Consider the following 25187-nt stretch of genomic DNA (forward strand, 5'->3'; position numbering starts at 1 on the left):
TCTCCTTACACAATCTGCTTCATTCTTTCCTTTGCTACATTCCATGTAAAGTTCTCTTTCACATAAGAATTACCGTTTCGAGTTAATCTTTCACTCAAGCAAGTATCCGTCATAACACGAACTACTTGATTCGCAAATGCTTGATCATCATCTGCAACCAACCAATCCTGACCGTCAATTGCATTGATATTTTCTGCTCCAATTGTCGTAGTTACTACTGGAATTCCCATTGCCATTGCTTCGAGATTTTTGGTCTTTATGCCACTTCCAAACGTAAGTGGGCATACGAATACCTGGCACTTTCCAACCTCAGTTCTTACATCCTCTACCCTTCCAGTAAAGACAACTGAATCATTTCCTTTTGCAGCTTTCTTAAGTTGATCTGTTATTCCTCCACCAACAACGATAAATTGGGCATCTGATACCCTCTCTTGTATTAATGGGAAAATATCTCTTATAAAGTGAATTGCACCGGCTTCATTATGGGCCACACTCATTGCGCCTAAAAAAGCAATCGTATGTTGATTCTTTTCCTGTTTATCGAAGAATTCTCCATAATATTCAACATCAACACCCAGCGGAACTGCAACTGCTCGGTCAAACTTCAACTCATTATTAAGGATTTTTGCTTCTCGATCTGCTACAAAAACTATCTTGTTATAGCTTTTAGCAATATTTCTTTCATATCTTTTCAATAATGATACTTCAGATTTTAGTATGGCAGTTTTCATTCCACTTGAGGAGAGAATTTTCTGTACATTTTTAGGTAAAGAATATAAATATGCCCCATATGGATTAATTGATGCCATATCTTGCGATAATTGACGCTCATAACGAATTGACAGCATATCATCTAAATCAGCAATCTTATAGCCCTGATATTCTCGCGCATATTCAGTCATTCGCACCATATCTGCAATCACAACATCCGGCTTAATCTCATCCAAAACTTCCTTGATGCGAACAGCATTTAAAGAATCCCAAAACAGAGAAACCTGCATTGGCCATTTTCTTTGAAAAAATGTTTTTAACATCAGATTTTTTATTTTTTTCTTTGCCGAAACATTTGGCAGTACTATGACATCATTGATGAAATCCGGCTTTTTATTTGGATCATCGCCTTCCTCTAAATACGAAATAACTGTAATATCATACCCATATGTTTCATGCAAAATTTTACAATAATTGTACATCACATTTTTACGCCCAGAACTAGCCGGAAATGGAAGTCTAGCCGTCAAAAATACCAATCTTTTCATAATCTCCTCATTCTTGCTTTTCAGCACCGAACTTTTATCAGCTCTGCATCTCCAACTACCAAGCATCTGCCCAATCCTGCCGGTAAAAATAGTGTTTCACCTTTACTGAAGCGCATCGGTTTCTGCTCCGCGTCCATCGTCTGCACTTCACCGTAACCATTCAGACACATTAATACCTGAAAAGAGGTATCCATCACGGAAAAGGCAAAGCCCTTCGTTACTTGTATTCTTTCTGTTTCAAAATATTTACACCGACAAAGCAGTTCACGGGAGCAGCCAGAATAGTATTTCACCATTCTCGGTTTCTGGCTCACATCCGGTGCCACCTTCATGTTCATGACCTGCACAGCTTTGTCAAAGTGCAGCTCACGTTTTTTGCCGTTCTTATCCACGCGGTCATAATCATAGACCCGGTAGGTCACATTGGAACTTTCCTGAATCTCTGCCACAAGGATGCCCTTACCGATGCCATGCACAGTACCTGCCGGAACAAAGTAAGTATCGCCCTTGTGAACTGGAACCTTTTGCAGATGTTTATCCAACGCTCCAGTTTCAACCGCTTTCCGGAGAATTTCTTCCGTCACTTCATGCTGGAAACCATAAATCAGACTGGCTCCTTCATCAGCATCGATGACATACCACATCTCAGTCTTACCATTGTCACCTTCGTGTTCTCTCGCATACTCATCACTAGGATGCACTTGTACTGAGAGATCTTTCTTGGCATCGATGAATTTCACCAGCACAGGCAATTCACCGTTTTCTACTTTTGTACCGAGGTATTCTGGATGGGCTTTTAGCACTTCAGCCAGTGTTTTTCCTTTATATGTACCATTTGCCACATAACTTGGACCGTCCGGATGAACCGAACACTCCCAAGTTTCTGCTAATGGTGTTAGATCAAGCTTTTTACCATATTCTTCCCGAAGTCGAGTACCACCCCACAAATAATCTTTACCCGTCGGAATCAATTTCATGATTTCCATTACTCTGTCTCCCACTGTTTTTATTCCATCGGAAATTTAATCTTATCTGCGACGCTGATTTCTTCGCCCAGCTGGACTTCGATCATATCCAGTGCAGTAATGGCCTCAATCGTGTGTTTGCAGCCTGCTGCGATGGTGATCACATCGCCAGTACGTAGAACCTGCTCCATGCCATCAACGATTGCCTTACCCTTACCGGAAACGACCGTCCACACTTCCTCACGGTAGTTATGCATGTGATACGTCATGTGTTCGCCAGCTCTCATAGAAACCTTGACCGTCATGGAACCCGGTTGCACATCAATAACCGTATAAGTACCCCAAGACTTCTCAGCATACATTGCTTCCGTCTCAATTTTTTCCACATAAGGCTTCATATAACCGCTGCGTTCTTTATCAGCAATCAGGATGCCATCACCACTGGCTGCAACAATCATGTCCTTACAGCCCATGCAAAGAATCGGGATATTCAGCTCGTTCACCACATTGGTGTTCTCACAGGTTTCATCCAGGATGGCTTTGCCCTTAGTCTTATCTGCCATGACTTCGGCCATCATGTTCCATGTGCCGACATCCTTCCAGTCACCGCTGTAACGCAGAACCTGAATGCTGGACTCTTTCTCGACCACAGCATAGTCAAAGCTGATCTTGGTCAGGGTATCATATTTATTGAACAAATCACGGTAATCTTCAAAATCGATCATGCTGTGTGCTTTGTCCAGCAGATAGCCCAGCTTGAACGCAAAGATGCCTGCATTCCACAGCGCACTTTGAGCCAAATACTTTTTAGCCGTTTCCACATCCGGCTTTTCCTTGAATTCCTTAACTTTGCTGACATTTTCGCCGCTTTCCGGGATAATGTAACCGTACTTCTCGCTAGGATAGGTCGGCTCAATGCCCATCAGGGTCAAATTTGCGCCGCCCTGCTCTGCCAGTTCCTGCAAAGTCTTGACAGCTTCGTAATAGGTATTATCTACATAAGGGTCAACCGGGCAGACAACAACTGCTTCATTCTCTGCCATACCCAGCTCATCGTGAAGATAAGCTGCAGCCAGTGCGATGGCAGGGAATGTATCGCGGCGGCAAGGCTCTACACAAATAGAAGCCTTCTCGCCCAGCTGGTTCTTGATAGCACTTGCCTGTGATTTACTCGTTGCAATGGTGATCTTTGCATCAGCATCTACCGTAGTAATCTGGCGATAGACACGCTGCACCATAGATTCATACTCATCATTATTCTTGAACAGCTTGATAAACTGCTTGCTGCGCACGTCATTAGAAAGAGGCCAGAGACGCTTACCTGAACCACCAGAAAGTAAAATAAAATTCATAATTTTTTCTCCTCTATCTTTACTTCAAGAACTCTTCAGCACTCTTGCAAATCTCTCTTTCCACCTTCTCGGCGGCTTCCTTATTTTCTGCACTGACAGAGATGTAAGTTTTCAGCTTCGGTTCTGTGCCGGAAGGTCGCACCACGATGGAGCAGTTATCTTCCAGCAGGAACTTGAGCACATCGGACTTGGGCAGACCACCCAGACCGGTAGCGTAGTCCAGCAGCTTCACGATCTTCTTGCCACCAAACTCCTTGATGTCTCCCCGGAACGCCTGCATAATGTTCTGCATCTTGGCAAAACCAGCGCTGCCGTCGAACTCGTAGCTGTGCAGGGTGTTCAGGCAGTAGCCATAGGTCTTGTACAGTTCATCCAGCTTGTCCAGCAGGCTGATGCCCTTGGTGGCATAGTAGCTGAACATCTCGCAGATCATGTAGGCACCATCCACGCCGTCCTTGTCGCGGACGTAGGAGCCGGTCAGATAACCATAGCTTTCCTCAAAGCCGAACACATAGCTATCTGCCTTGCCATGCTCTTCCAGCTTGCCAATCTGCTCGCCGATAAACTTGAAGCCGGTCAGCACATTGATGGTACGCAGGCCGTAATGAGTAGCAATCTGCTCGCCCATATCCATGGTGACGATCGTCTTGACCATAACCGGGTCGGCAGGCATCTTGCCGTGCTTTACACGCTGGCTGCAAATGTAGTCCAACAACAGCATACCGGTCTGGTTGCCGGTCAGCAGCTCATACTCGCCTGCCTTGTTCTTGACAGCGATGCCCACACGGTCACAGTCGGGGTCGGTTGCCAGCAGCAGGTCGGCATTGCACTTCTTGGCATACTCCATGCCCAGTGCCATAGCTTCCTTGATCTCAGGGTTAGGGTACGGGCAGGTCAGGAAGTTGCCATCCGGCTGCTCCTGCTCCTTGACCACCGTGATGTTGCTGTAGCCCATCTCCTTCAAGGTGCGAGTCACAGGCTTCAGACCGGCGCCATTCAGCGGGCTGTACACGATGGCCACATCCTTATTAACCTCTTCACCAAACAAAACCGACTGACTCTTGACCTGTTCCACGAAGGCGGTGTAGACCTCATCCGGGATGTACTGGATGCTGCCGTTTGCCATGCCTGCTTCAAAATCACCGGTCTTGACGTCTGCAAAGATATCCAGTTTTTCAATCTCCGCCAGAATTTCCGCAGCAGCCTCAGTGGTGATCTGGCAGCCGTCCGCACCGTAGACCTTATAGCCGTTATACTTGCTAGGGTTGTGAGAAGCCGTCACCATGACACCTGCGGAGGTGTGCAGATAACGGGTCGCAAAAGACACGGTCGGAACCGGCATCAGGACAGGCCAGATATTGACCTTAACACAATTGGCTGCGAACACGCCCGCTGCCACCTTTGCAAACACATCGCTCTTGATGCGGCTGTCATAGCCGATGGTCACAGACGGCTCTGTGAAGTTCTTTTTCAGATAATCAGCCAGACCCTGAGAAGCTTTCGCTACGGTGTAGACGTTCATCCGATTGGTGCCTGCGCCAATTACGCCACGCAGACCACCGGTGCCAAAAGCAAGATCACGATAAAAAGCATCCTCAATTTTTGTATCATCCATCGTTTTCAGTTCAGCGGCAACATCTGCATCCGCAGTTGCATTCACCAGCCATCGCTCGTATTCTTTTTTAATATCCATAATTCATTTACTCCCTTAAAAGTATCTTTATATCTATGTACACATCCATATGGATGGTATTTCTTTTTCCCCATGCTGCTCACTCGGCTAAGTGTTTTCTTATGCTGTCGTATCCAATTACCCCAGCAATCATGTTTTCTACTACATACCACTTCTATTGAGTACACTCGTCTCTATTCCTCTATAGCCGAAGTGTTACTTTATATAATCGAACCCCGTATACCCTTGCAATGACGTTTTTCTAAGTGTTGGATTGTTGAATCAAACCCTCTCGGCGCACGAGTTTTGTTAAAACTGTATATATCACCTAGTCCATTTCTCTCCATTCATTGTTCACCATGAACAAATCATTCACTCTCACCACACAAAACATGTATTTATCATCATCCAGGCTCTACTCAACAGCTGTTTTATGAAGTAGAAATCATCTATTTTTCCGTAATTTTCACGACTCAACAAACCCTTATGATGTAGGTGTCATTAGCAGGTCAGATAGTGTACTCAACAGCAGTTTCAGACGTTAATGATAAACTCATGGATTTTTGATGTTTCCTCCTGTTTTTCACCTTTTCCTCAAAACTTCTGAAAAAGTTGTGCCAATTTTGTGCCACAGGGGTCAAAATTTCAGCATTTTGTATAAGCATCTGGCACTTTAAGTTCATGTAACTGTGAAATATAACCAATTTCAGCACCCCAATTAGTGTGCAAAACAGGTTCTTTTCGACGATGCTACGTCAATACGGTTTGTTGAGTAGACATTTGAAGGGCAGCTCACGCCTTTGATGCCTTTTGCGTTCACACACCAGTGAACATCACCGGCGTTCAGACTATAGATCAAATCAGCTTTATCCTGATACGGAATGAAAGCCACATTGTCCATGTGATGCTCTTTTACATACAGCACCAACTTATCCAGCACGGAACCAGCACCAACAAAAGCAAATACAACATCTCGACCCTCGGCAGTCTTAGTACCCGGTTTGATTTTCTCTATAATCTTAATCAAATTCTCCAAGTCATAGTAAAGACCGATATTGCCGGAGTACATAATGACAAACTTGCCATCCAAGCCGTACTTCTTCTTGAATGCCAGAACTCTCTCATTATTTTCATCCAACGGGTAAATCTCGTTCTCGTCGATCCAGTTGTTGATCATAACGGTCTTGGGAACTTTCTTGCCTTTGAAACGGTTCTCCACCGTCTCCACCAGATCACGGCCGACTGTGATCACAAGGTCACTGCGCTTGCAGCTGAACTTATCAAACCACATCATGGCATCAGTCACCAGCTTGCTCTTGGTGTAGCCAACAGCCAGTACCTGCTCCGGGTTGAAGTCCTGAATGTTGTAGATGTACTTGGCATGTTTCATCCATTTGCCCCAGACGCCCAGCAAACGACCGAGAATCGGAGGCTGGAAAATAGAGAACACATAATCCATTTTTCCAACTTTGAATGTTGCAAACATCGCTCCAAAAAAATAGGAAACAATGTTCTTCACACGGCTTTTCTTATTGGTTTTACTGAACTCCGGTACTCTTATCCTTAAAACTTTTACTCCGTTGATTTCTTCTTCGTAATATTTCTGTGTCTTATATTTATCTTCAATGGTTCCTAAATAGCTAGGAACCACGCAAATTACCGTAATATCAAACTTGTCCAACATTCCTTCTGCAAGTTCTCGGACAATTTGTCCAGTCGATGCCGTATCAGAAATATAATAATGAGCATATATCAACAAATTCTTCTTTTCTTTTACCATGTAATCTCCCAAATATTTTTAATACGCTCCATTCGGATGTATCACGACTAAGATTGTTTTTAATAATATTTTCATATCTGTTTTAAAGCTTAATTCTTTGATATAACGTAAATCTAGTTTAACCATTCCATCAAAATCTGTATCATTTCTGACCGTCGCCTGCCACAAACCGGTAATCCCTGGTTTGACTAGTAAGCGTCCTTTGTCTTTTTCTTTATATTGTACGACTTCGCGCATCAAAGGTGGACGCGGACCGACTAAACTCATATCTCCCACTAAAACATTAAAAAATTGGGGTAGTTCATCGATGCTTGTTTTCCGGATAAAGCGACCGACTTTAGTCACTCGAGGATCGTTTTTCATCTTAAACATAGCACCCTTGATTTCATTTTTATGTAAGATTTCTTTTAATCGTGCTTCTGCATCTTCATGCATGGATCGAAACTTAATCATTTTAAACAGCTTGCCATCTTTTCCAACCCGTTCTTGCACAAAGAAGACCTTAGCCATTAAGTCCTTCGATTCAATTTTAATGGCTAAACCGACTAAAAGAATAAATGGAATAGATAGGATACAGCCAACCACTGCTCCAATAATATCTATTAAACGCTTGATAGCTAAATAATTTTGTTTATGTACTAAATGTTTTTTTAGTGGTTCTAATTCAGGATCATTAATAGTAATTTCCTCTACCGATTCGGTCATTTCCATTTTTTTATCGCCCACACCTTTACACACTTCTCATACGCTCCAATAATATCATTTCATTTTTGCTAATCTTTTGTTAGCTTCACAGCAGCAAATTAGTTACCAACCACTGTTCACTCCAAACTTCAAATCACTATCTTAATACATAAGTAAAAATTAATATATATTAATAGTAGTAATTATCTTTTTCCAAACGGCCTTAAATTTAGTCACATAGCTCTAACATACACTCTCATAAACCTACTGTCAACTCTCATTTTCTTAATATTTTCATGAAAATAGATTTCATAACTTTCTTTAACTAACAAACAGTTTATTCTATAAAGAGTTCGATAAGATTAAAATAAATTAACCTCATTCAAAGTAACGATAAATCCTTTCGTTCTTTCATACGCCTTGTAGACTCACAATCTACTCTCCACAACCTAACATGGATAGGCCACTAACAACTTTAAAATTATACCATAAAACTCCGGACAAATAAATAAAGTTCAACAATTCACTAATTATCACGATGTTGAATTTTCAATTTAAAATATTAGTTATTTGTAAATAAAATAATATAGACAAATCAACGAACACTTAATATAATTTATTTTAAGGATGTTATAAAAATGAAGCAAAAAGTGTGATAAATGAAGGGAGTTTTTGAGATGAAAAAGAAGTTATCAACTATTTTACTTACAACCTTATCCCTATTGATGCTAGCGGTTAATACGGCTGCCTGTTCAAAACATGACAGCACTACAAAAGAAAGCCACACGACCACTAGCTCAACTAAAGCGAGATACACCAATAAAAGCGACAACAAAAAGTATCCGGTTCAATTCGTCAAAGCGAATTCTGGACAATCGGCTACCTTTAAACTAGCTGACAAGGAAATCAACGTCGGCTTTTTAGGTGTGTTAACGCCAAACCCAGATAAAAAAGAGCCCTTAGCTGCTGAAGCTAAAGATGAAGTTCAGACAGCTTTAAGTCATGCCAAACAAATTAAGTTACAATATGATCCATATTATGGAAGTAAAACAATCAATGGGACGAAGCTTGCCTACATCTGGATAGGCAATGAGCTTTTACAAAGTCATTTACTGCAAAAAGGACTTGCTATCTTATCTGAACATCACTTAGAAAATAAAGCGTTAAATAAACAATTATCTCAAGACAGTCTAGCTGCACAAGAGCATTTACTAGGTGTTTGGCAATATGATGGCTATGTAACCACTGATCACGCTTTTAGTTTAACCGCCTACGAGCTCTATCAAAAGAATCAAGTGTTAATCCAAGCGGCTGAAAAAGCGATTCAAACCGCAGAAGCCACACCGAATCGCCAAACCTTAGAACAAGCTAATGTTGCACTGCAAGCAGTTCCAGAAAATAAACGACCAGCCACCTACAGCCAACGGATTAGTCAGGTCAGTACTACAGTCACGCAAGCTGAACAAGAGGCAGCGCGTAAAGCAGAAGAAGAGCGACAAAGACAAGAAGCCGCACGCAAAGCTGAAGAAGAACGTCAAAGACAAGAAGCGGCTGCTCGCGCCGCCCAACTAGAACAACAGCGCTTAGCCGAGCAACAGGCTGCCCAACAGCAAAATCAACAAATGGTTTGGGTTGCTCCGCAAAGTGGCAGAAGATATCATTTTGATCCAACCTGTCGCGGACTACGTAGAGCAAACGGAACGGTACAAATGACTTTGCAAGAAGCACAAGCGCAAGGCTATACCTTATGTGGCTATGAATAGATAAGTAACTGCAAACCAAAAAGTTAAGGAGTGAGTAATTTTGGCTAGACGTTATCGCAAGAAAAATGAAGGCTCGTGGATTGGGATAATGATTATCCTTGCCGTGATTGTTTATATTATTAAAATTCTCTTTCCGCTATTGATTATCGCTGGGATTGTCACAGCTGGCTATGGTATCTATTATTATGGTAACAAAAAAGCACGTGGAGGAATTGTATTGTCCTCATTGGCGCTCGTTCTGTGTGTATCATTAGGCGGCTATGTCTATGGTCATTCAAATGGAAATGTCGCTACCCAACAAGAGAAGCCCACTACCAGTAACAAGCTTACTCAGGTAGCAAAAAGCACTTCAACTAGCCCTAGTACTAGCAGCGTAGAAGCTAGCTCCTCCACAACGCAAATTACTAGTACCACGACTAGTACAACCACTAGCACAACCACTGAATCAGCTGAACCATTGGAGCCAGCGCAGTTTCTGCTAGGTAAACCAGCCAATCAAAAAATTACCGCTACAGTCAATAAATTTGTGGATGGGGATACGACCTATTTTCTCCTTGGTTCTCAGATGATTAAGGTCCGCTATCTTTTAATTGATACACCTGAAACTAAGTCGCACCAACCTTATGCTGATCAAGCCAAGGAACGAGTACACCAGCTTTTGACACAAGCGAAAACCATTGAGCTAGCTTATGATATTGGCCAAAAGCAAGATCATTACGGTCGTGAATTGATGTATGTCTTTGCTGACGGTCAACTGGTTCAAGAAATTTTGGCACGGGAAGGCTTGGCTATGGTTCGCTATATTACACCACCAAACACCCAATATCTAGATCAAGTCCAAGCGGCTCAAGAGCAAGCAAAAGCAGAAAATCTCAACATTTGGAGTGTGGCTGGCTATGCTGATGCACAAGGATATCATGAGGATGCTTCAGCGCAAAACCAAGCAACTACTCCGGCACAAGCTACACCAGCACAAAACCAACCAGCCCCAGCAACCAATGCGGAGACACAATATGTCGATGCCAATGGCAATGGCCTAATCAAAGGTTCTGCTAATGGGATTTATCATATTCCGGGTTCAAAATATTATAGTCGGACCACGAATCCTATGCAGATGTTTAAAACCATCTCTGAAGCTGAACAAGCTGGTTTCAGAGCCCCAAGAGGATAAGGAGAAAAAGCTGTAGGCGTTTTTCGCCTACAGCTTTTCTTTTGCTGGCAAAGCAAACATCCATATTGAATGTTAGACTAATAAAATTTGAATATCTATTCCAGTTTCTCAAACTCTAATAAATCAATTCCCATTATATTAAGTATTTCTTCAAAAGAAACTGTATGGAATTTGGTTGCAGATTAAATATTTAAGTTACTTCTTTTAATTTCTTCAAAGAAAATGGTCAGGGCATCCTATGCTTCCTGACCTTTTCCTATGCAATTAATTTTTATCAATGTGTCAAAAAATAGCCAACAAGTACTATGATTTATTGTACAGCAACTTAGAAATTACCTACCGATTTAGCATGCTCAATGACATGCTGGAGTAATAATTCCATGTTTGTTTGCTTGCATTTTTTACAATCTTCCATAAATTTTTCAATACTCGTTAAATTTTCAGAAATATTTTGGGCACTAAATAAACGATCATACACCATTACTTTTTCTCTTTTATCGTTAGGTGTATCATATCCCATACGTAACATCACTTCTTCTAGGTTACCATCATTGTATAGTGGAATAATCAAGTTAGAAAATTTGTGTTTAGAAAAAAGGGTTCCATTTTTATAATTTTCAATCATTTGATGTTCTTGCACATCGTCTAAATCCATTAAGATAAATATTTTTAAATCTAGAGGTTGACCTTTTTTATCATATTCGATTATCCCTAAATCATTGACTGCTTTCTTCTTATTTAATTTTTTATGCAAAAATCGATCCAAAGATTTACCAATTTGAATGCTATTTTTGCCATTTTTTTCTGAGAGAATGGCAATAGGAATTTTTAGATTACGTCTTAAATTTTCAACAATACGTACTTCACTTTTTCCATGACATACCACTATCGTACGGAGATTTCTCCCCATTTTATTTCCTTTCATGTCCTAATCCTCCAGCATTTCATCAAAATCGATAGTGCCAGGATAAGGCATGCCACCAAAATATCCTTTTAAGTATTGACTTTGGATATTATGATTCCTTTGAGTAGGAAAATGATCTAAAGAAGTAATACTTTTTGACCCATTTGCATCAATATCAATCACATACATGCTATTTTTATCGAAACTGCGCATCAAAAAAGTGTTATGAGTCGTAAAAATCAATTGACCTTTAAGTGAGTCCGTCACACTTTCTAATACTGATTGTATCATTAAATCATGAATTCCTTCATCGATTTCATCAACAACAACTACAAAACCATAAGTAACACTTAATAGAATATAAAGGATATCCGTTAATTTTTTGGTTCCATGTGATTCTAAACTATAGGGAATCTTGCGAAGCTGTCCTTCTATTAATTTGTAAAAACATAATTGATAGATTAGCTGATTTCCATCTTCACGAACATCATATTTTACTTGCTTGATATCTGAATAAATCTGAGTGAAAAATTCTTCAAATACTCGCTCAGTATTTTCTAACAACTCTTGCTTATCCTTAGATATGATTCCACTTGAAAAATCAATCAAAAATTTATTTGGTAAGCGAACACCAAATAAATCATTATCGGCATAGCCTATCCCTTCAAAAAAATCTATCACTTCAAACAAATGTGAGCTGATATGTTTCTTAATAAATTGTTCATTTATATTTGCCATAAAATCATTCAAGATTGCTAAAAATGTGTGCTGTCCCCAATTTTTATCAACCAATTGTTGAAAATCTTGTATCAAACCATTATTAGTAAAAATACTTTTGCTAAATGCTGAATGGATTTCATGATTCGTATAGCAAATTTCATATATTGTTCCTACATTGCGATTAATAACATAGTCTAATTTTTCAAAGGTCAATTGATTCTCTTTATTAAATTCCAAAGTATAGCTACCATTTTTTCCATTCAAAATAAAATGGAAAATAAGCTGCATTGGATCATCATTATCAATCATGCGACAATCTTCAACGATTCTGGTTATAGATGATTTTGATACTTCATAAACAATTTTATTAATATCTTTTTTTTCAACATCTACATTACGAGCTAGTTTATCTCGTAATTCAACCAAGTTATTAAACGTTTGAATAGTATGAAGAGAATGAGCTAAAATCTCAAAAAGGTAAATCACACTACTCTTACCTGAACCATTCTCTCCATATATACTAATCATATTTTTGACAGTTTTAGCTTTCTTATTCTTATTCAAATCTAAATACAAATGAGCAAAAGACTTATAATTTTTAGCTTCTATTACAGAAAACATGAGACAATACCTCCTGTTTTTACTTTCTATATACAAATTGTACATTTTTTTATCGTTTAATTCAATTACTTTCTATAATTTCGATAAGCTTTCAAAATTATATTGATTACAACTATTGAAAATATCCAAAAATAAAGCCCCAGCTAACGATGACAAATCATTAGTTGGGGCTTTTACTTTATTCACTTATAGTTTTGCTTCTGTTCATTTGATAAAATATCCCATAAACAAACTAGCGATATTAAAATAAATCAAGACACTGGTTAAATCGCTCAGTGTCGAGATAAAGGGGCCACTGGCAACGGCTGGGTCAAAGCCAAGTTTGTCCATCAGCATAGGGATAAAGGTACCTGCAAGGTTAGCCACGGTAATTGCACACATCATCGCAATGCCGATGACAAAGCCAAGGATTGGATTGTGCTTCCATAAAGCAACTAGGACAAAAATCACAATCCCAGTAATCAAGCCGATAATTAGGCCGGTAATCAATTCAGAAAGCACGGTGATGAGGAAACTGCGCTCTTTGTCTTCTGGCATGGCGATTCGTCTAACAGCAACCGCTAGCGCTTGCGTGCCCGCATTTCCGGCTGTCCCGGTAATGAGCGAGATAAAGACAGCTAAGATACTGGCTTCACTGACTAATTCCTCGTATTGATTAATCATGGTCGCAGTAATCATCCCTAAGAATAATAAAGCGACTAACCAGGGTAGGCGACGACTGGCCGCTTTTAAGGGATGTTCATCGACTTCTTCAACGTTAACGGCCGCCAAACCAGAGTAGTCACTGGTGGCTTCATCATCGATAACGTCGATAATATCATCGACCGTGACAATACCGACTAAGTGATCATCATAATCCACGACTGGTAAAGCAAGGAAGTCATAATCACGGAAGGTTTGGGCGACATCCTCTTGGTCATCGCCAACGTGCACTGAACGCACCCGTTCACTCATGACCTCTTGAATCATCGCATCATCATCATTGATAATCAAATCACGCAGCGAGATTACCCCAACGAGGCGATCCTCATTGTCCACGACATAGATATAATAAATGGTTTCGGCGACATTGGCCTCTGATTTTAAGACATACATCGCTGAGCGCACGGTTTGGTTAGCGACAATCGAAACATATTCGGTCGTCATGATGGAGCCGGCTGTTTCATCCTCGTAATGTAATAACTCCCGGATATCTGCTGCGACTTCCTTATCCATCAGACTGAGATACATCGCTTTTTGCTTTTTATCTAAAGTGTTTAATAAGTCAACCGCGTTATCGCTATACATTTCTGCGAGCATAGCCGCTGCATAGCTTGGGCGCATTTCCGATAGATATAGACTCATGTTTTCGTGGTCTTCTTCAATCACGTCAAACATATCAGCCATTTCCTTGGGCGATAGGAGGGAATAGAGCAATAGACGGTCCTCACTAGTCAATGACTGGTAGAATTGCCCCTGCTCATAATAGTGCATCTCCAGGAAATCCTCCCGAAAAGCTTGAATCTGATTGGTGCGTAATTCTTCAGTTAAACGTTCGAAACGTGCCATTAATTCTTGTTCTAATGTTTCATCCATTGCTCTCACCTCTTCTATAGTTACTCTTTTCGTATTTCATCTGTTTTGCTTCAACGATTTTTAATTGTTCGGTCTTGCTAGTACTTAAGCAAAGTACTTGATTCAATCAATTTTTTGACTGAGCTTAAGATTAGCTGGTAGCGTATTTTAACGCATATTATAGTCCGTTGACTAATTGCTGCATATCCTTAGGTAAATCTAAGTGAAAATGCAAAGCTTCTTCGTTAAATGGGTGGCAAAAGGCTAGCTCGTAGCAATGCAAGGCTTGGCGAGGCATTTGCGCATCAACGATTCCGCCATACATCTCATCGCCACGTAAAGGACAGCCAATCGCACTAAAATGTACGCGAATTTGATGGGTTCGTCCTGTATGCAGCTGAATATCTACTAAAGCTAAGTCTTGATTGCGTTTTTCTAGCCAGTATTCGGTTTTGGCTGCCTGACCGTTACTGTCAACTTTACGCTTTAATAGTGACGTTAAATCACGGGCGATCGGTAAATCAATGCTGGCATGGTCTTGTAGCTTTAAGATTTCGCCAGTGACAAGTGCCTGATATTTTTTGACAAATTGTTTTTGGCGCAGCTGCGTATCTAATTTTGCATGACAAAAGCCGTGCTTAGCAAAGAGCATCAAGCCTGAGGTATCTCGATCAAGACGCGTCACCACATGAATGACCTGATTGACATAGCCTTGGCGCTTATAATAAGCCTTCACCCGATTGGCCATGGTCCCATTCGGATGGTATTGGGCTGGAATCGAGGAAATGCCAGCTGGTTTATTCACCACCAGCAGATGTTCGTCTTCAAAGACAATCTCAATTGGGGTCTCATCTAATAGCACCGTCTCATGCTCTCCTTCAGCTGGCAAGGTAATCTGCACTTGATCGCCGTATTTAAGCTGATATAAGACATTTTGCACGGTGCCATTGACTTGAATCTTGCCACCTTGAAATTTAATTTTAGCTAGTAATCCCTTAGAAATTCCCTGCTCTTTTAAAAAGGTTTTTAGCTGTTTGGGGCTTTCTTGATTAAATTGATAGCAAAATTCCATTAATTCTCCACTTCTCCGATAAACGAATCCCGCACACGCCGCCAAAAATGGGTATGACGATAAGAAGCAAAGTGAATGCGTTCCTCGGCAATTTTATAAACGATTTTTTCTACCTCTGAATGCTCCATTGAAAACTGGTCAATGGTGATCATATAAGAGGCTGCTTGTTTTTTATCAGGCAATTCTAAAACTACCCATTCCGTTGGCGACAAGACAATTGGCGAGCCTAATGTACGAAAGACGCGATTATTTAACGAAGCAATCTCGGTTAGCTGCATCGCATTAATTCTAGGATGCAGCACTGCCCCACCAATACTTTTGTTATAAGCAGTTGAACCAGTCGGCGTAGCCACAGATAGCCCATCGCCACGGAATTTTTCAAATAATTCGTCTTTAATATACACATCGGCTTCTAGCGTTTGGCTATTGCGTCGAAGCGTAGATTCATTCAGCGCTAGAAAATGCTGAGTAGGCTTCTCATTGCGATAATGAATCGTCACATCTAATAATGGATAGCTCACCGTTTGATCAGTTTGACTACAAAGTGAATCGACTAATTCTTTAAGCTCGTAATCACGCCAATCAGTATAAAAGCCCAAATGTCCCGTATGCACACCTAAAAAGCGCACATGTTCAAGTTTATGGCTATATAGGTGGAAGGCTGACAATAAGGTCCCATCCCCACCAATTGAAATGACCAAATCAGGATTTTCTTGGTCCATTTGATGCGTTGAAGTCTGTAATAAATTTTTTAATTCATCAGCTACCTTTAACGAAAGGGCTTCTCTATTATGGATAATCGCTATTTTCATGGTTTTACCCTTTCTGACTGAACCAAACTGGCCAGCACATGATTAATTGATGCGTAAAGTTGAAAGAAAGTAAGGTTGTAAACGACTAATGGAACAAAGAATAATAGCTAGCCAGTAATCATTGAGAATAAGTTTAGTTTTTACTGAAACCTAAATCTTAAGAGTACAAAAACTGGTGTCTGCCACCCGCCTAGCTGTTAAATATTTACTGGTATCCAAATCTTAAGAGTACAAAAGCATCAAAATCAGTTGCTCATGTAAGGGTATATCCCCTGCATAAATTTAATTATTTATGCAATCACTTTGTACCAGCTTATTTCATTTTCAGTTATTCCTTTTGCTATTCTTAAGTAACATGAGTGAATTTAGGCTAGATTATTTATTCACTAGGCGTTTCTTCTTCCATAAAGGCTTGTTCGAGTTCGTGGTTGAGGCTGCCAAATTCAGCCTGATCCATTGAAGTCGTGCTTTCGATCTGTCCACGTTTTCCTTGAGAGAACAGTCGCTGCGCTTCTTGAATTTCTTCTCTGATACTCGACATTTCTTCGTCTAAAAGATAGGCTGCCTCAGCTGCTCGGCGCAGACGTTCCCCGATTTCTTGAGGGAAGTCGCCTTGATATTTATAGTTTAACGAATGTTCAATAGTGGCCCAGAAGTTCATCGCTAGGGTGCGAATTTGAATTTCTGCCAGCAAGGTGCGCTCACCGTCTAATAATTGGATTGGATATTCAATCACCAAATGATAAGAACGATAGCCACTTGCCTTCTTATTGGTAATATAATCACGCTCGATAATGACCTTCATATCCTTGCGATTGCGCAATAGCTGAACGACTTGATGAATATCTTCTACAAACTGGCACATGATTCTCAAGCCCGCAATATCTGACATCTCCTCTTCCAAACGATCTAAAGGAATGCCCCGTAACTTGGATTTGGCTAGAATACTTTCGACTGGCTTGACACGGCCAGTTACAAATTCAATTGGCACATGCTGTTTGGTTTCTCTAAATTGTTTACGAATCCCTCGTAATTTTACCTTCAATTCATTGACCGCTTGTTCATACGGTGCTAAGAAATCATCCCATTTACGCTCCATAAGTCACCTCAGCAAAACATTTTATCGCAAAACACTTAGTTGATTTTATTTCATTGTTCTATTGATGTAAAAAAAGCTCACTATTTAAATTATAGCATAGTTATGAACCGAACCAAAGATGAGGAAACGTTTTCTTAAAAACTTATTGGTCAATTGTTGCCTTTTTTTGTTACTATATAAATAGAAAAAATTATTCAAACGAGGAGCATGCTATGGCTGAACAAATCGAAATCGAATTAAAGACCTTATTAACCTATGAAGAATATCAACGCTGTATCGACTATTGGCAATTACGTGCGGCACAAGCCTTTACCCAAAGCAATAGTTATTTTGATACCCCAGATTTCAAGCTAAAAAATCTTGGTTGTGGCCTAAGAATTCGCACCCTAGCGAATCAAGCTGAACTTACTTTAAAAACCCCACTAGCTGAAGGCTTATTAGAAACCACAGATCATTACAGTTTAGCTGAAATCCAGCCCTATCTAAAGCAAAAAACTTTACCTAAACATGGGGCAGTCGCTAAAAAATTGCAGGCTTTAGGGATTGAATTAAATGAATTGCGTTTATTAGCTGAACTTACTACCAAGCGTTATCAATTCAACCTTGAAATAGGTGAAATTGCTCTAGATGAAAGCTGGTATCATCAGCAGCACGACTATGAATTAGAGTTGGAAGTAGCCGATTACAATAAAGGTAAGCTAGCTTTTGAAAAATTGTGTCAGCAACTAGCCATTACCTACAAACCAGCTACCAATAAAATTGCGCGCGCCTTTCAAGCCTATGGACTCAGTTAGTATTTCAGAATATTCGTTTAGGCTGAGATTTATTTAAGCTTTGGTAAAAACGAAAGATTAGCACCTTCCCTCACAAGCGTATTGATTTATAAATTAGCGAAAGTTTGATAAAGTTAAATTGTATAAGTTTTCTTTATGACTATTTAGCTAGCTATAAAGAAAACATCAAACAGGCCAGTCGCTTTAGAGGAGCATGAACCATTTAGCAACAACTGCTATTTATTTTCTGATTTCATGCTGATATTTATGAGGAGTGAGTATGATGAATGATTTGTATATCTTTGTGAATCCGTTAGTGCCTTTTTCTAATGAGATTGAGCATTTATTGACATTTTGTCAATCATCACTGAGTACTCCGGTGCGATTGCAGGTGATTCCATTGGTTAATTTGCAGGTAATCCAACAATTTATTCAAACCAACCAATTAAATGATAATCTGGCTACTCGCAATCATTTATTATCCAAGGCCTATCAAATCGCGTTAGACTATAAGGCTGCGCAATTACAAGGCAAACGTTACGCGCGTGAATTTTTGCGTTTAGTGCAAGCTGATTCTCAAAACTATAATCAAGAATTGGCTGGTCAGTTGTTTGCACAAACTGGTGGCGATTGCGAAGTGTTCGCTGAAGATCGCAAAGCCCCTCTTTGTAAGCAACTATTTGAGCAAGATCAACACTTAGCTTGTGATATGAAGGTAGAAAAGGTCGATACGATTGTCTGGTATTGCAATCAATTTGATGAGCAGACCAGCTATATTATTGAAGGTAAGGAAAACATCTGGCAGTTTCCAACCTTGCTCAATCATTTAGAAATACGAGAACTAAATCATTCATAAAACAGTCCCTTTAGCTATAGAGCCGAATTCACTCGACTTTTCTATAAGCTAAAGGGATTTTTTCAGTTAGCTAAATAACATTTTGGATGTGTGTGCATACATTTTTGCTTTGTACTTAGATGATGATTTCATTATTTAAACAAATAAATAGCCTGAAAAAGTTTAAATTTACTTAAACTTTCCCAGACTGGAAGTTAGATGGATGGAGTTAATCAACTTGCTAGACATCCTTATGTAATCCGTGCGTAACGACTAGCTACTCGGAAAATTTGCCTCTCCAATGGGGAAATCTCATTACTTTTTTGATTTTCCCATTGGAGAGTAACACTCAAATTTTCTCGTAGCTGAGCAAGTCGTTACGCATCCTTATCTAATCCGTGTCTAGCAAGTAACCATTCGGCAAATAAGATAGTCTGGAAAAAATTTGTCTTTGTTTACAATTTTCCCAGACTATTTCTTATTTGCTCATGGCTGAACAACTTGCTAGGCATCCTTATCTTACCCTTTAAAGATTTTTTTGATTTCCATTAGTGCGTCGTTGGCAAATAGGACTTTGCCGTGTTCTTGTAAGACATCCTTGGTTAGGTGCGTAGGTTGGGCAAATTCTTTAAAAATAGCGTTTTGCATTGCCATATGTTCAGGTTCGTTATGGCCTCGTTGGTAGGTCACGACTAGATAGAATTGCTGTTCTAACTCATATAGCTTAGCATCTATACCAATAATATTGACTTTTTGCGTGGCTTGGATGACTTCTTCAAAATCGTTAAAGACAAAGACATATTCCGTTGGCACAATTTTGCGACGAGGTTTGGTTTTTTCTTTGTTTTGCTGATTTTGCGCTTTGATGCTTTCTGTTTCACCTTTAATTCGGTTCACCCAGTCTCGCATCTGCTGTTCATTCGCACCTCTTGGTAAACGTGGCTGTTCGCTTTGTTTTTGCTCTGCTTCTAACCTATCTTCATCATCTATATAACCAATTGCTTCTAATTCGTCTTCAGTCAGTGATTCATCAATTGCATCAACAGTTTTGGCATTTGGCCCTTGGAAGAAAGGTAAATCAGCCATTTTATCAAAATTCATATCTTTAGTAATGTATAGTTCTAAGCCGTCTCCTCGTGGTAATACTTGGAAAGTGACAGCTTCACTGCCTTTAAATTGGTCGTCAACATCGATTTCTTCTAAAATACTGTAAAAGAAGCTTTCAATCTCACGATGTCCCCCTAATAAGTCAATAAAGGTAAAGCCTCGAGCAGCTAAATCTTCATTGCGAATGTAAACGCGCACGGTATCATCATTAATATGTTCTACTTCCATATCGTTTACACCTCATTTCTATTGATTCTTTCTAGTAATATTGTAGCGAAACCAAGAAAAAAGTAAAGCAAAAAAACTGGAAACAACTAGATGCTTGTACCCTATACCTAACTTTTGTCTTGTTTGTAGCCTATATAAATTGAACGCAAAGCTCATATTGCAGCTGCTTCGGCTAGATGCTCGTAGCTGAGCCAGTCGCTTCACATCCTTATACAAATAGGGCTGGTAAGTCTACACACTTCCAGCCCTGTTTAGTAATCTATTCCTGTAGGTGATTGCTTCCTCTTTTGATTATAGACCCGCCATTAATTGCGCTTGTCTTAATTCTAATTGACGAATGTCGCGAGGTAAGAATCGACGAATTTCATCTTCGTTAAACCCAACCTGTAGCCGTTTTTCGTCAATCATAATCGGTCTACGCAATAAACCTGGATTTTCACGAACTAACTTCAATAAATCTTTCAAAGGTAGCTCGTCTAGGTTGATGTTTAACTTTTGAAATACCTTAGAACGGGTTGAGATAATCTCTTCGGTTCCTTCTTCAGTCATTTGTAAGATTGCTTTTAATTCATCAATTGTCAATGGTTCAGAGAAAATGTTTCGTTCAACAAAGGGAATATCATACTCTTTTAGCCAAGCCCGAGCCTTGCGACAGGAAGTACAGCTCGGTGAGGTATATAAAATTAACACAGAAAATCACTCCTTCATTGGCCATAATAAAACATCTAACACTTCTTCACATTCACATTATACATAATTATGCAAGCAATTACTAGGGGGGGATGTTTCATTTGTTTCTATAAAAGTAGTCATATTAAGAATCTTTTGTCGGATTAGCTAAGTAGGGCTAGGAAATGTCGGCGATAAAAGGCGATGAACTCAAGCTTTTGGGTAATCTTTCTAAAATTTATGTAAGCGATACCTTTGTTTCTATTATAAGAAAAGAAAATAGAAATAGTTTTTCATCCAAAAATCAATCCTGCAAAATCAATTGTTTTTCATTTTACTTTTTAAACTCAAGATAAAATAACTAACATTTCAAAAAATCCGTTCTGTCAGTAAAATCTTTAAAACGATGGATTTTGTTGACAGAACAGAACTTATTTTCTCGTAGTTGACCAACTTGCTAGGCATCCTTGGTGTAATCTGTGTCTAACGACTAGACACTTCGACGTATAAGCCAGCCTGGCGTAGAAAATCTTTAAATAAACGGATTTTCCCACCATGCTGGAACTTATTTTCTCGTAGTTGACCAACTTGCTAGGCATCCTTTTCGCAATCTGTGTTCAGTAGCTAGACATGCCGAAAATTCGCCTCTCCAATGGGAAAATTTCTGCACTTTTCTCATTTTCTCATTGGAGAGTAACACTCGAATTTTCGCATGTCTGAGCAAGCTACTTCACATCCTTTTCTAATCTGTGTGAAGTGAATAGCCACTCGGAAAATTTGCCTCACCGTTGAAAAAAATTTTTTACTGCATCTATTTTTTAACGGTGAGTAACACTCAAATTTTCTCGTGGCTGTTCAATTCACTTCACATCCTTTTCGCCTATAGCGAAGATGTGGCGGATGTCTTGTTCGGTTAGTTGGTGTAAGGATTGTTCGCTGCCTTGCATGACTTGGTCGAATAGTTCACGTTTTTCTTGTTGGAGCTGATACATTCTCTCTTCAATCGTACCTTGGGCGATGAGGCGCCAGACTTCAACGGTTTCTTTTTGCCCCATGCGATGCGCACGGCTGGCAGCTTGTTCTTCAACGGCTGGATTCCACCAGAGATCATACAAGATAACGGTATTGGCACCAGTAAGATTTAAGCCGGTACCGCCTGCCTTCAATGAGATAAGGAAAATATCACATTTGCCGGCATTGAAGTCATCGACCATTTCCATGCGTGTTTTGCTTGGCGTACTGCCTCGTAAATAAAAGCTGTCGTAGCCTAATTCGGCTAGTGCTTGTTGGATAATATCCAGCATGCTCGTAAATTGTGAAAAGATCAAAATCCGCCGTTGGTTCGCTTTGGCTTGGCTAACCAGTGCTTTGAGCTGCTCTAACTTACCAGATTCGGCTTGATAATCGGGCATAAAGAGCGCAGGTGAACAACAGATTTGGCGCAAGCGCGTCAGCCCAGCTAGGATGGTCATTCTCGATTGGCTAAATTGTTGGCTGTCCATTTGATTTAGCGACTGCCGAATACTTTCTAATTGGGCCAGATAAATCGTCTTTTGCTCCTCGGTTAGGCTACTATAATAGTTGATATCGATTTTTTCTGGTAAATCGGTTAAAACAGTTTGTTTTTCGCGCCTTAAAACAAATGGTTGAATCATCTGTGCAACTTGAGCAGTCGATAACTGTCTAAAGGCGGTTTGATTTGGGAAAAAGCCTGGCATAATCATTTGAAAAATAGACCACAATTCTTCTAAGCGATTTTCAACCGGAGTCCCACTGAGCGCAAAACGTTTGGCAATCACTAATTCTCGTAAGGCCTTGGCTGTCTTGGTTTGGCTGTTTTTCACCATTTGGGCTTCGTCAACAATCAAGCAGTCAAATTGTTGCTTTTTATATTGTTCAATATCTTGGCGCAAGCTGGCATAGGAGGTGATGATAATTTCGGCATCCTTTGCGATTTGTTGGGCGCGTTCGCTCGCTTGGCCGATTGCGACAGCGACCTTAAGACTGGGAGCAAAGCGTTGACATTCTTGTTGCCAGTTATAGACTAGACTGGCTGGGGCAACGATTAAAGCTCGCAAGCTACCTTGTTCTTCTTTTTCCGATAATAGATAGGTAATGGTTTGTAAGGTTTTCCCTAGCCCCATTTCGTCCGCCAAAATTCCACCAAGCTGATAGCTGCTAAGCATTTTTAACCAGCGAAAGCCAACAAGCTGATAATTGCGTAAGCTAGCTTGCAGTTGGTCGGGAATTTTAGCCGCAAATTGTTCAGGATGGGTTAAATCATAGACAAATTGCTCGTAAGCTTGACTGGCTTGGATTTCCTGATTGTCCGCCAATAAGTGTTGAAGATTTCCTCCACGATAAAGTGGTAATTGATAGTGATTGCCAGCTAATTGGCCAAATTGGCGAATCGCTTGTAAGGATTGAGCGACTTTGGTAAACGTTTCACTCGTTAAATCGATTATTTGACCTGCTTGCGTAGTATAATAGCTGCTTTTTTCTAGTAAGGCTTTGACTAGTTGACTGACCTCTTGTTCTTCAATTCCGCTGACTTCAAAGCGAACATCTAGCCAGGATTGTTGGCGATCAACGGCTAATTGCACCGCTAATTTTTCTTCTGATAGCTTAAGGGCCTGGAGCTTCTCTCCTAGATGAATGTGACCAAATTGGGCAAATTGCGCTAATTCGACACTAAAGAAATGATGTAAGGCTGCCCCGGTTGGTAATTGCTTTTGATAGCCTTTTTCGTTGGGGACAAAGCCGAGCATTTCAATAAATCGTTCAATCCGCTCTTCACTTGCACGATCTCTTAAAATAAGCTGTTGTTGATTCGTTGCCCTACTACGTTTAGGGTTACTTGAAAAGATGGTTTCACCGTAACGATAAGCCACCTGTAGGATCAATTGTCCCTGTTGCTTCATGAAATAAAAATGACTCACCAGGGGGACCTGTAGTACTTGTTGCTGTAAGGAGGCATCAATTTGAATCTGGGCGATTTGCTTTAATAATGGGAGCTGTTGTTGGAAGAAGTTTTCCAATTCAGCGGCTGGATAGGTTAATTCCACTTGATCAAAGCGTTTTTTTAGTTGATGAATGCTTTGATAAATCCGTAGCTGTTGACTATTTAGACTATAAAAGGTGTCCTGCTTAAAGCCTCCCTGATAATAGGTCAACAGTAAATCAAAGCCGTCAGCTAAATTTAAACGAGCTCCTTCATTTGTTTGGGTTAGCTCAAAAGTAAAGCGTGGATCCGTGGATTCATCAACAAAAAAGGGTTGGTATTTTTGCTGGTGAAGCATTAAACTGCCTAACTGCTGCTTACTAAAGGCCGCTAACTGCTTTAATGTCGTCAGATTAAGCACGAGATATTTTTTATCCAGCTGTAATTTAGCCACCGAAGTTAGTTGCAACAGACCTTCTTGCGCTTGATTGGCAAGGATAAACAGTTCAATCAAATCTTGCTCAGCTTTGGTAAATAATTCGCGAGCGACAAAATAACGTTTTTTGCTATTAAGAGTGTAATAATTGCTTTCTTGGTAGCATTGCAAAAACTGCGCTAAATTTTTGACCAAATACAGCCGTTCTCCTTGATAGCCTAGGCGCAAGCTAGCTACTAATAGACTATGCTCTGGATGATATGGATTCACCTCCAAAACTTCAAGTTGAAAGCTGACAGTCAAAGCTTGATTATCCAAATAGCCTTGGGGATGTACGTGTAATTTTTTGAGACTATTGGCTAGTAGCTGAGCGGGGGTCCGATTAAAGCTAGGCGCATGCTCAGTTAATTGTTGGCGCGTTTTACCCATTTTCTTCAAAGCGAGCTCAACTGCGACGGTATGCTTACAATAGCCGTGTTCTTGCCAATAAGGGCATTGGCAGTAGTCTTCTTCTTTGGCAGTGGCATCTAGTTCCACCAGATAACGTTCACTACCTAGAACTTCCGCATGCCAAAGTTGTTGTGTTGGATCAGCAACAATGGATAATACACGTCCTTCTTCCATATATTTGCGGCCTCGACTGACGATTCTTTCTGGAATACTCCACTTCATGCTTCACACTGCCTTTCTAAACTTTTAAGATTTCCTAATCTTCATACTATTTTTTCTTGCTAGCTGCAACACTTGGCTTACGCTGCCCCAGACTTTAC

General features: G+C 40.2%; 19 protein-coding genes. 4 read left to right on the plus strand and 15 right to left on the minus strand.

The genetic code is table 11. The features are described from left to right. Positions 1–5 precede the first annotated feature (5 nt). The 6 genes from RK02_RS06530 to RK02_RS06555 all read right to left on the minus strand — a co-directional run bounded on the left by RK02_RS06530 (position 6) and on the right by RK02_RS06555 (position 7766). Positions 6–1259 carry a glycosyltransferase gene (locus tag RK02_RS06530; protein WP_016183466.1) on the minus strand — a complete coding sequence of 418 codons (1254 nt, stop codon included), beginning with the start codon at positions 1257–1259 and terminating at the stop codon, positions 6–8. A gap of 20 nt (positions 1260–1279) precedes the next feature. Continuing rightward, positions 1280–2245 (minus strand): type I phosphomannose isomerase catalytic subunit, encoded by a 966-nt coding sequence (locus RK02_RS06535; RefSeq protein WP_016183467.1) that lies wholly within the window; start codon positions 2243–2245, stop codon positions 1280–1282. A 20-nt stretch (positions 2246–2265) separates the two neighbouring features. After that, positions 2266–3576, minus strand: coding sequence for a sugar phosphate nucleotidyltransferase (locus RK02_RS06540; RefSeq protein ID WP_016183468.1), 1311 nt, complete (start codon positions 3574–3576; stop codon positions 2266–2268). A gap of 19 nt (positions 3577–3595) precedes the next feature. After that, complete coding sequence (locus RK02_RS06545; RefSeq protein ID WP_016183469.1) at positions 3596–5269, minus strand: phospho-sugar mutase; 1674 nt, start codon at positions 5267–5269, stop codon at positions 3596–3598. A gap of 697 nt (positions 5270–5966) precedes the next feature. Further along, positions 5967–7028: a glycosyltransferase family 4 protein gene (locus tag RK02_RS06550; RefSeq protein WP_016183470.1), complete on the minus strand. Its 1062-nt coding sequence runs from the start codon at positions 7026–7028 to the stop codon at positions 5967–5969. An 18-nt stretch (positions 7029–7046) separates the two neighbouring features. Next, a complete protein-coding gene (locus tag RK02_RS06555; protein WP_016183471.1) occupies positions 7047–7766 on the minus strand; it encodes a sugar transferase in 720 nt (239 codons plus the stop codon). A gap of 623 nt (positions 7767–8389) precedes the next feature. On the opposite strand from RK02_RS06555, the gene RK02_RS06560 reads away from it, so the two are divergent. Further along, positions 8390–9475 (plus strand): thermonuclease family protein, encoded by a 1086-nt coding sequence (locus RK02_RS06560; protein WP_016183472.1) that lies wholly within the window; start codon positions 8390–8392, stop codon positions 9473–9475. A 40-nt stretch (positions 9476–9515) separates the two neighbouring features. Continuing rightward, on the plus strand, positions 9516–10646 hold the full coding sequence (locus RK02_RS06565; RefSeq protein WP_016183473.1) for a thermonuclease family protein: 1131 nt from the start codon (positions 9516–9518) through the stop codon (positions 10644–10646). Between the two features lie 325 nt (positions 10647–10971). On the opposite strand, the gene RK02_RS06570 is transcribed toward RK02_RS06565, so the two are convergent. The 6 genes from RK02_RS06570 to yjbM all read right to left on the minus strand — a co-directional run bounded on the left by RK02_RS06570 (position 10972) and on the right by yjbM (position 17428). Then, positions 10972–11571 (minus strand): hypothetical protein, encoded by a 600-nt coding sequence (locus RK02_RS06570; RefSeq protein WP_016183474.1) that lies wholly within the window; start codon positions 11569–11571, stop codon positions 10972–10974. A gap of 3 nt (positions 11572–11574) precedes the next feature. Further along, entirely contained in the window at positions 11575–12891 is a 1317-nt protein-coding gene (locus tag RK02_RS06575; RefSeq protein ID WP_016183475.1) for an AAA family ATPase, read from the minus strand. 204 nt (positions 12892–13095) lie between these two features. Next, complete coding sequence (gene mgtE, locus RK02_RS06580) at positions 13096–14466, minus strand: magnesium transporter (protein WP_016183476.1); 1371 nt, start codon at positions 14464–14466, stop codon at positions 13096–13098. A 157-nt stretch (positions 14467–14623) separates the two neighbouring features. After that, positions 14624–15517 carry an RluA family pseudouridine synthase gene (locus RK02_RS06585; protein ID WP_016183477.1) on the minus strand — a complete coding sequence of 298 codons (894 nt, stop codon included), beginning with the start codon at positions 15515–15517 and terminating at the stop codon, positions 14624–14626. Next, positions 15517–16329, minus strand: coding sequence for an NAD kinase (locus RK02_RS06590; protein ID WP_016183478.1), 813 nt, complete (start codon positions 16327–16329; stop codon positions 15517–15519). Before RK02_RS06590 ends, RK02_RS06585 begins: the two co-directional genes overlap by 1 nt. 379 nt (positions 16330–16708) lie before the next feature. Beyond that, a complete protein-coding gene (gene yjbM, locus RK02_RS06595; protein WP_016183479.1) occupies positions 16709–17428 on the minus strand; it encodes a GTP diphosphokinase in 720 nt (239 codons plus the stop codon). A 212-nt stretch (positions 17429–17640) separates the two neighbouring features. On the opposite strand from yjbM, the gene RK02_RS06600 reads away from it, so the two are divergent. Further along, entirely contained in the window at positions 17641–18222 is a 582-nt protein-coding gene (locus RK02_RS06600; RefSeq protein WP_016183480.1) for a CYTH domain-containing protein, read from the plus strand. A 262-nt stretch (positions 18223–18484) separates the two neighbouring features. Continuing rightward, positions 18485–19057 (plus strand): DsbA family protein, encoded by a 573-nt coding sequence (locus RK02_RS06605; protein ID WP_016183481.1) that lies wholly within the window; start codon positions 18485–18487, stop codon positions 19055–19057. 498 nt (positions 19058–19555) lie between these two features. On the opposite strand, the gene RK02_RS06610 is transcribed toward RK02_RS06605, so the two are convergent. From RK02_RS06610 to RK02_RS06620, 3 genes are all read right to left on the minus strand, one after another. Then, positions 19556–20371 (minus strand): adaptor protein MecA, encoded by an 816-nt coding sequence (locus tag RK02_RS06610; RefSeq protein ID WP_016183482.1) that lies wholly within the window; start codon positions 20369–20371, stop codon positions 19556–19558. Between the two features lie 291 nt (positions 20372–20662). Then, positions 20663–21061, minus strand: coding sequence for a transcriptional regulator SpxA (gene spxA, locus RK02_RS06615; protein WP_016183483.1), 399 nt, complete (start codon positions 21059–21061; stop codon positions 20663–20665). 839 nt (positions 21062–21900) lie between these two features. Beyond that, positions 21901–25089, minus strand: a complete 3189-nt coding sequence (locus RK02_RS06620) for a DEAD/DEAH box helicase (RefSeq protein ID WP_016183484.1) — start codon at positions 25087–25089, stop codon at positions 21901–21903. Between the last annotated feature and the right edge of the window lie 98 nt (positions 25090–25187).

Source organism: Enterococcus columbae DSM 7374 = ATCC 51263 (genome assembly GCF_000406925.1).
GTDB classification, from domain to species: domain Bacteria; phylum Bacillota; class Bacilli; order Lactobacillales; family Enterococcaceae; genus Enterococcus_E; species Enterococcus_E columbae.

Excerpts from the sequence above, each read along its gene's own strand:
- RK02_RS06530 (WP_016183466.1), bottom strand. The coding sequence starts at position 1,259 with ATGAAAAGATTGGTATTTTTGACGGCTAGACTTCCATTTCCGGCTAGT.
- RK02_RS06535 (WP_016183467.1), bottom strand. The coding sequence starts at position 2,245 with ATGGAAATCATGAAATTGATTCCGACGGGTAAAGATTATTTGTGGGGT.
- RK02_RS06540 (WP_016183468.1), bottom strand. The coding sequence starts at position 3,576 with ATGAATTTTATTTTACTTTCTGGTGGTTCAGGTAAGCGTCTCTGGCCT.
- RK02_RS06545 (WP_016183469.1), bottom strand. The coding sequence starts at position 5,269 with ATGGATATTAAAAAAGAATACGAGCGATGGCTGGTGAATGCAACTGCG.
- RK02_RS06550 (WP_016183470.1), bottom strand. The coding sequence starts at position 7,028 with ATGGTAAAAGAAAAGAAGAATTTGTTGATATATGCTCATTATTATATT.
- RK02_RS06560 (WP_016183472.1), top strand. The coding sequence starts at position 8,390 with ATGAAAAAGAAGTTATCAACTATTTTACTTACAACCTTATCCCTATTG.
- RK02_RS06570 (WP_016183474.1), bottom strand. The coding sequence starts at position 11,571 with ATGAAAGGAAATAAAATGGGGAGAAATCTCCGTACGATAGTGGTATGT.
- RK02_RS06575 (WP_016183475.1), bottom strand. The coding sequence starts at position 12,891 with ATGTTTTCTGTAATAGAAGCTAAAAATTATAAGTCTTTTGCTCATTTG.
- mgtE (WP_016183476.1), bottom strand. The coding sequence starts at position 14,466 with ATGGATGAAACATTAGAACAAGAATTAATGGCACGTTTCGAACGTTTA.
- RK02_RS06585 (WP_016183477.1), bottom strand. The coding sequence starts at position 15,517 with ATGGAATTTTGCTATCAATTTAATCAAGAAAGCCCCAAACAGCTAAAA.
- RK02_RS06590 (WP_016183478.1), bottom strand. The coding sequence starts at position 16,329 with ATGAAAATAGCGATTATCCATAATAGAGAAGCCCTTTCGTTAAAGGTA.
- yjbM (WP_016183479.1), bottom strand. The coding sequence starts at position 17,428 with ATGGAGCGTAAATGGGATGATTTCTTAGCACCGTATGAACAAGCGGTC.
- RK02_RS06600 (WP_016183480.1), top strand. The coding sequence starts at position 17,641 with ATGGCTGAACAAATCGAAATCGAATTAAAGACCTTATTAACCTATGAA.
- RK02_RS06605 (WP_016183481.1), top strand. The coding sequence starts at position 18,485 with ATGAATGATTTGTATATCTTTGTGAATCCGTTAGTGCCTTTTTCTAAT.
- RK02_RS06610 (WP_016183482.1), bottom strand. The coding sequence starts at position 20,371 with ATGGAAGTAGAACATATTAATGATGATACCGTGCGCGTTTACATTCGC.
- RK02_RS06620 (WP_016183484.1), bottom strand. The coding sequence starts at position 25,089 with ATGAAGTGGAGTATTCCAGAAAGAATCGTCAGTCGAGGCCGCAAATAT.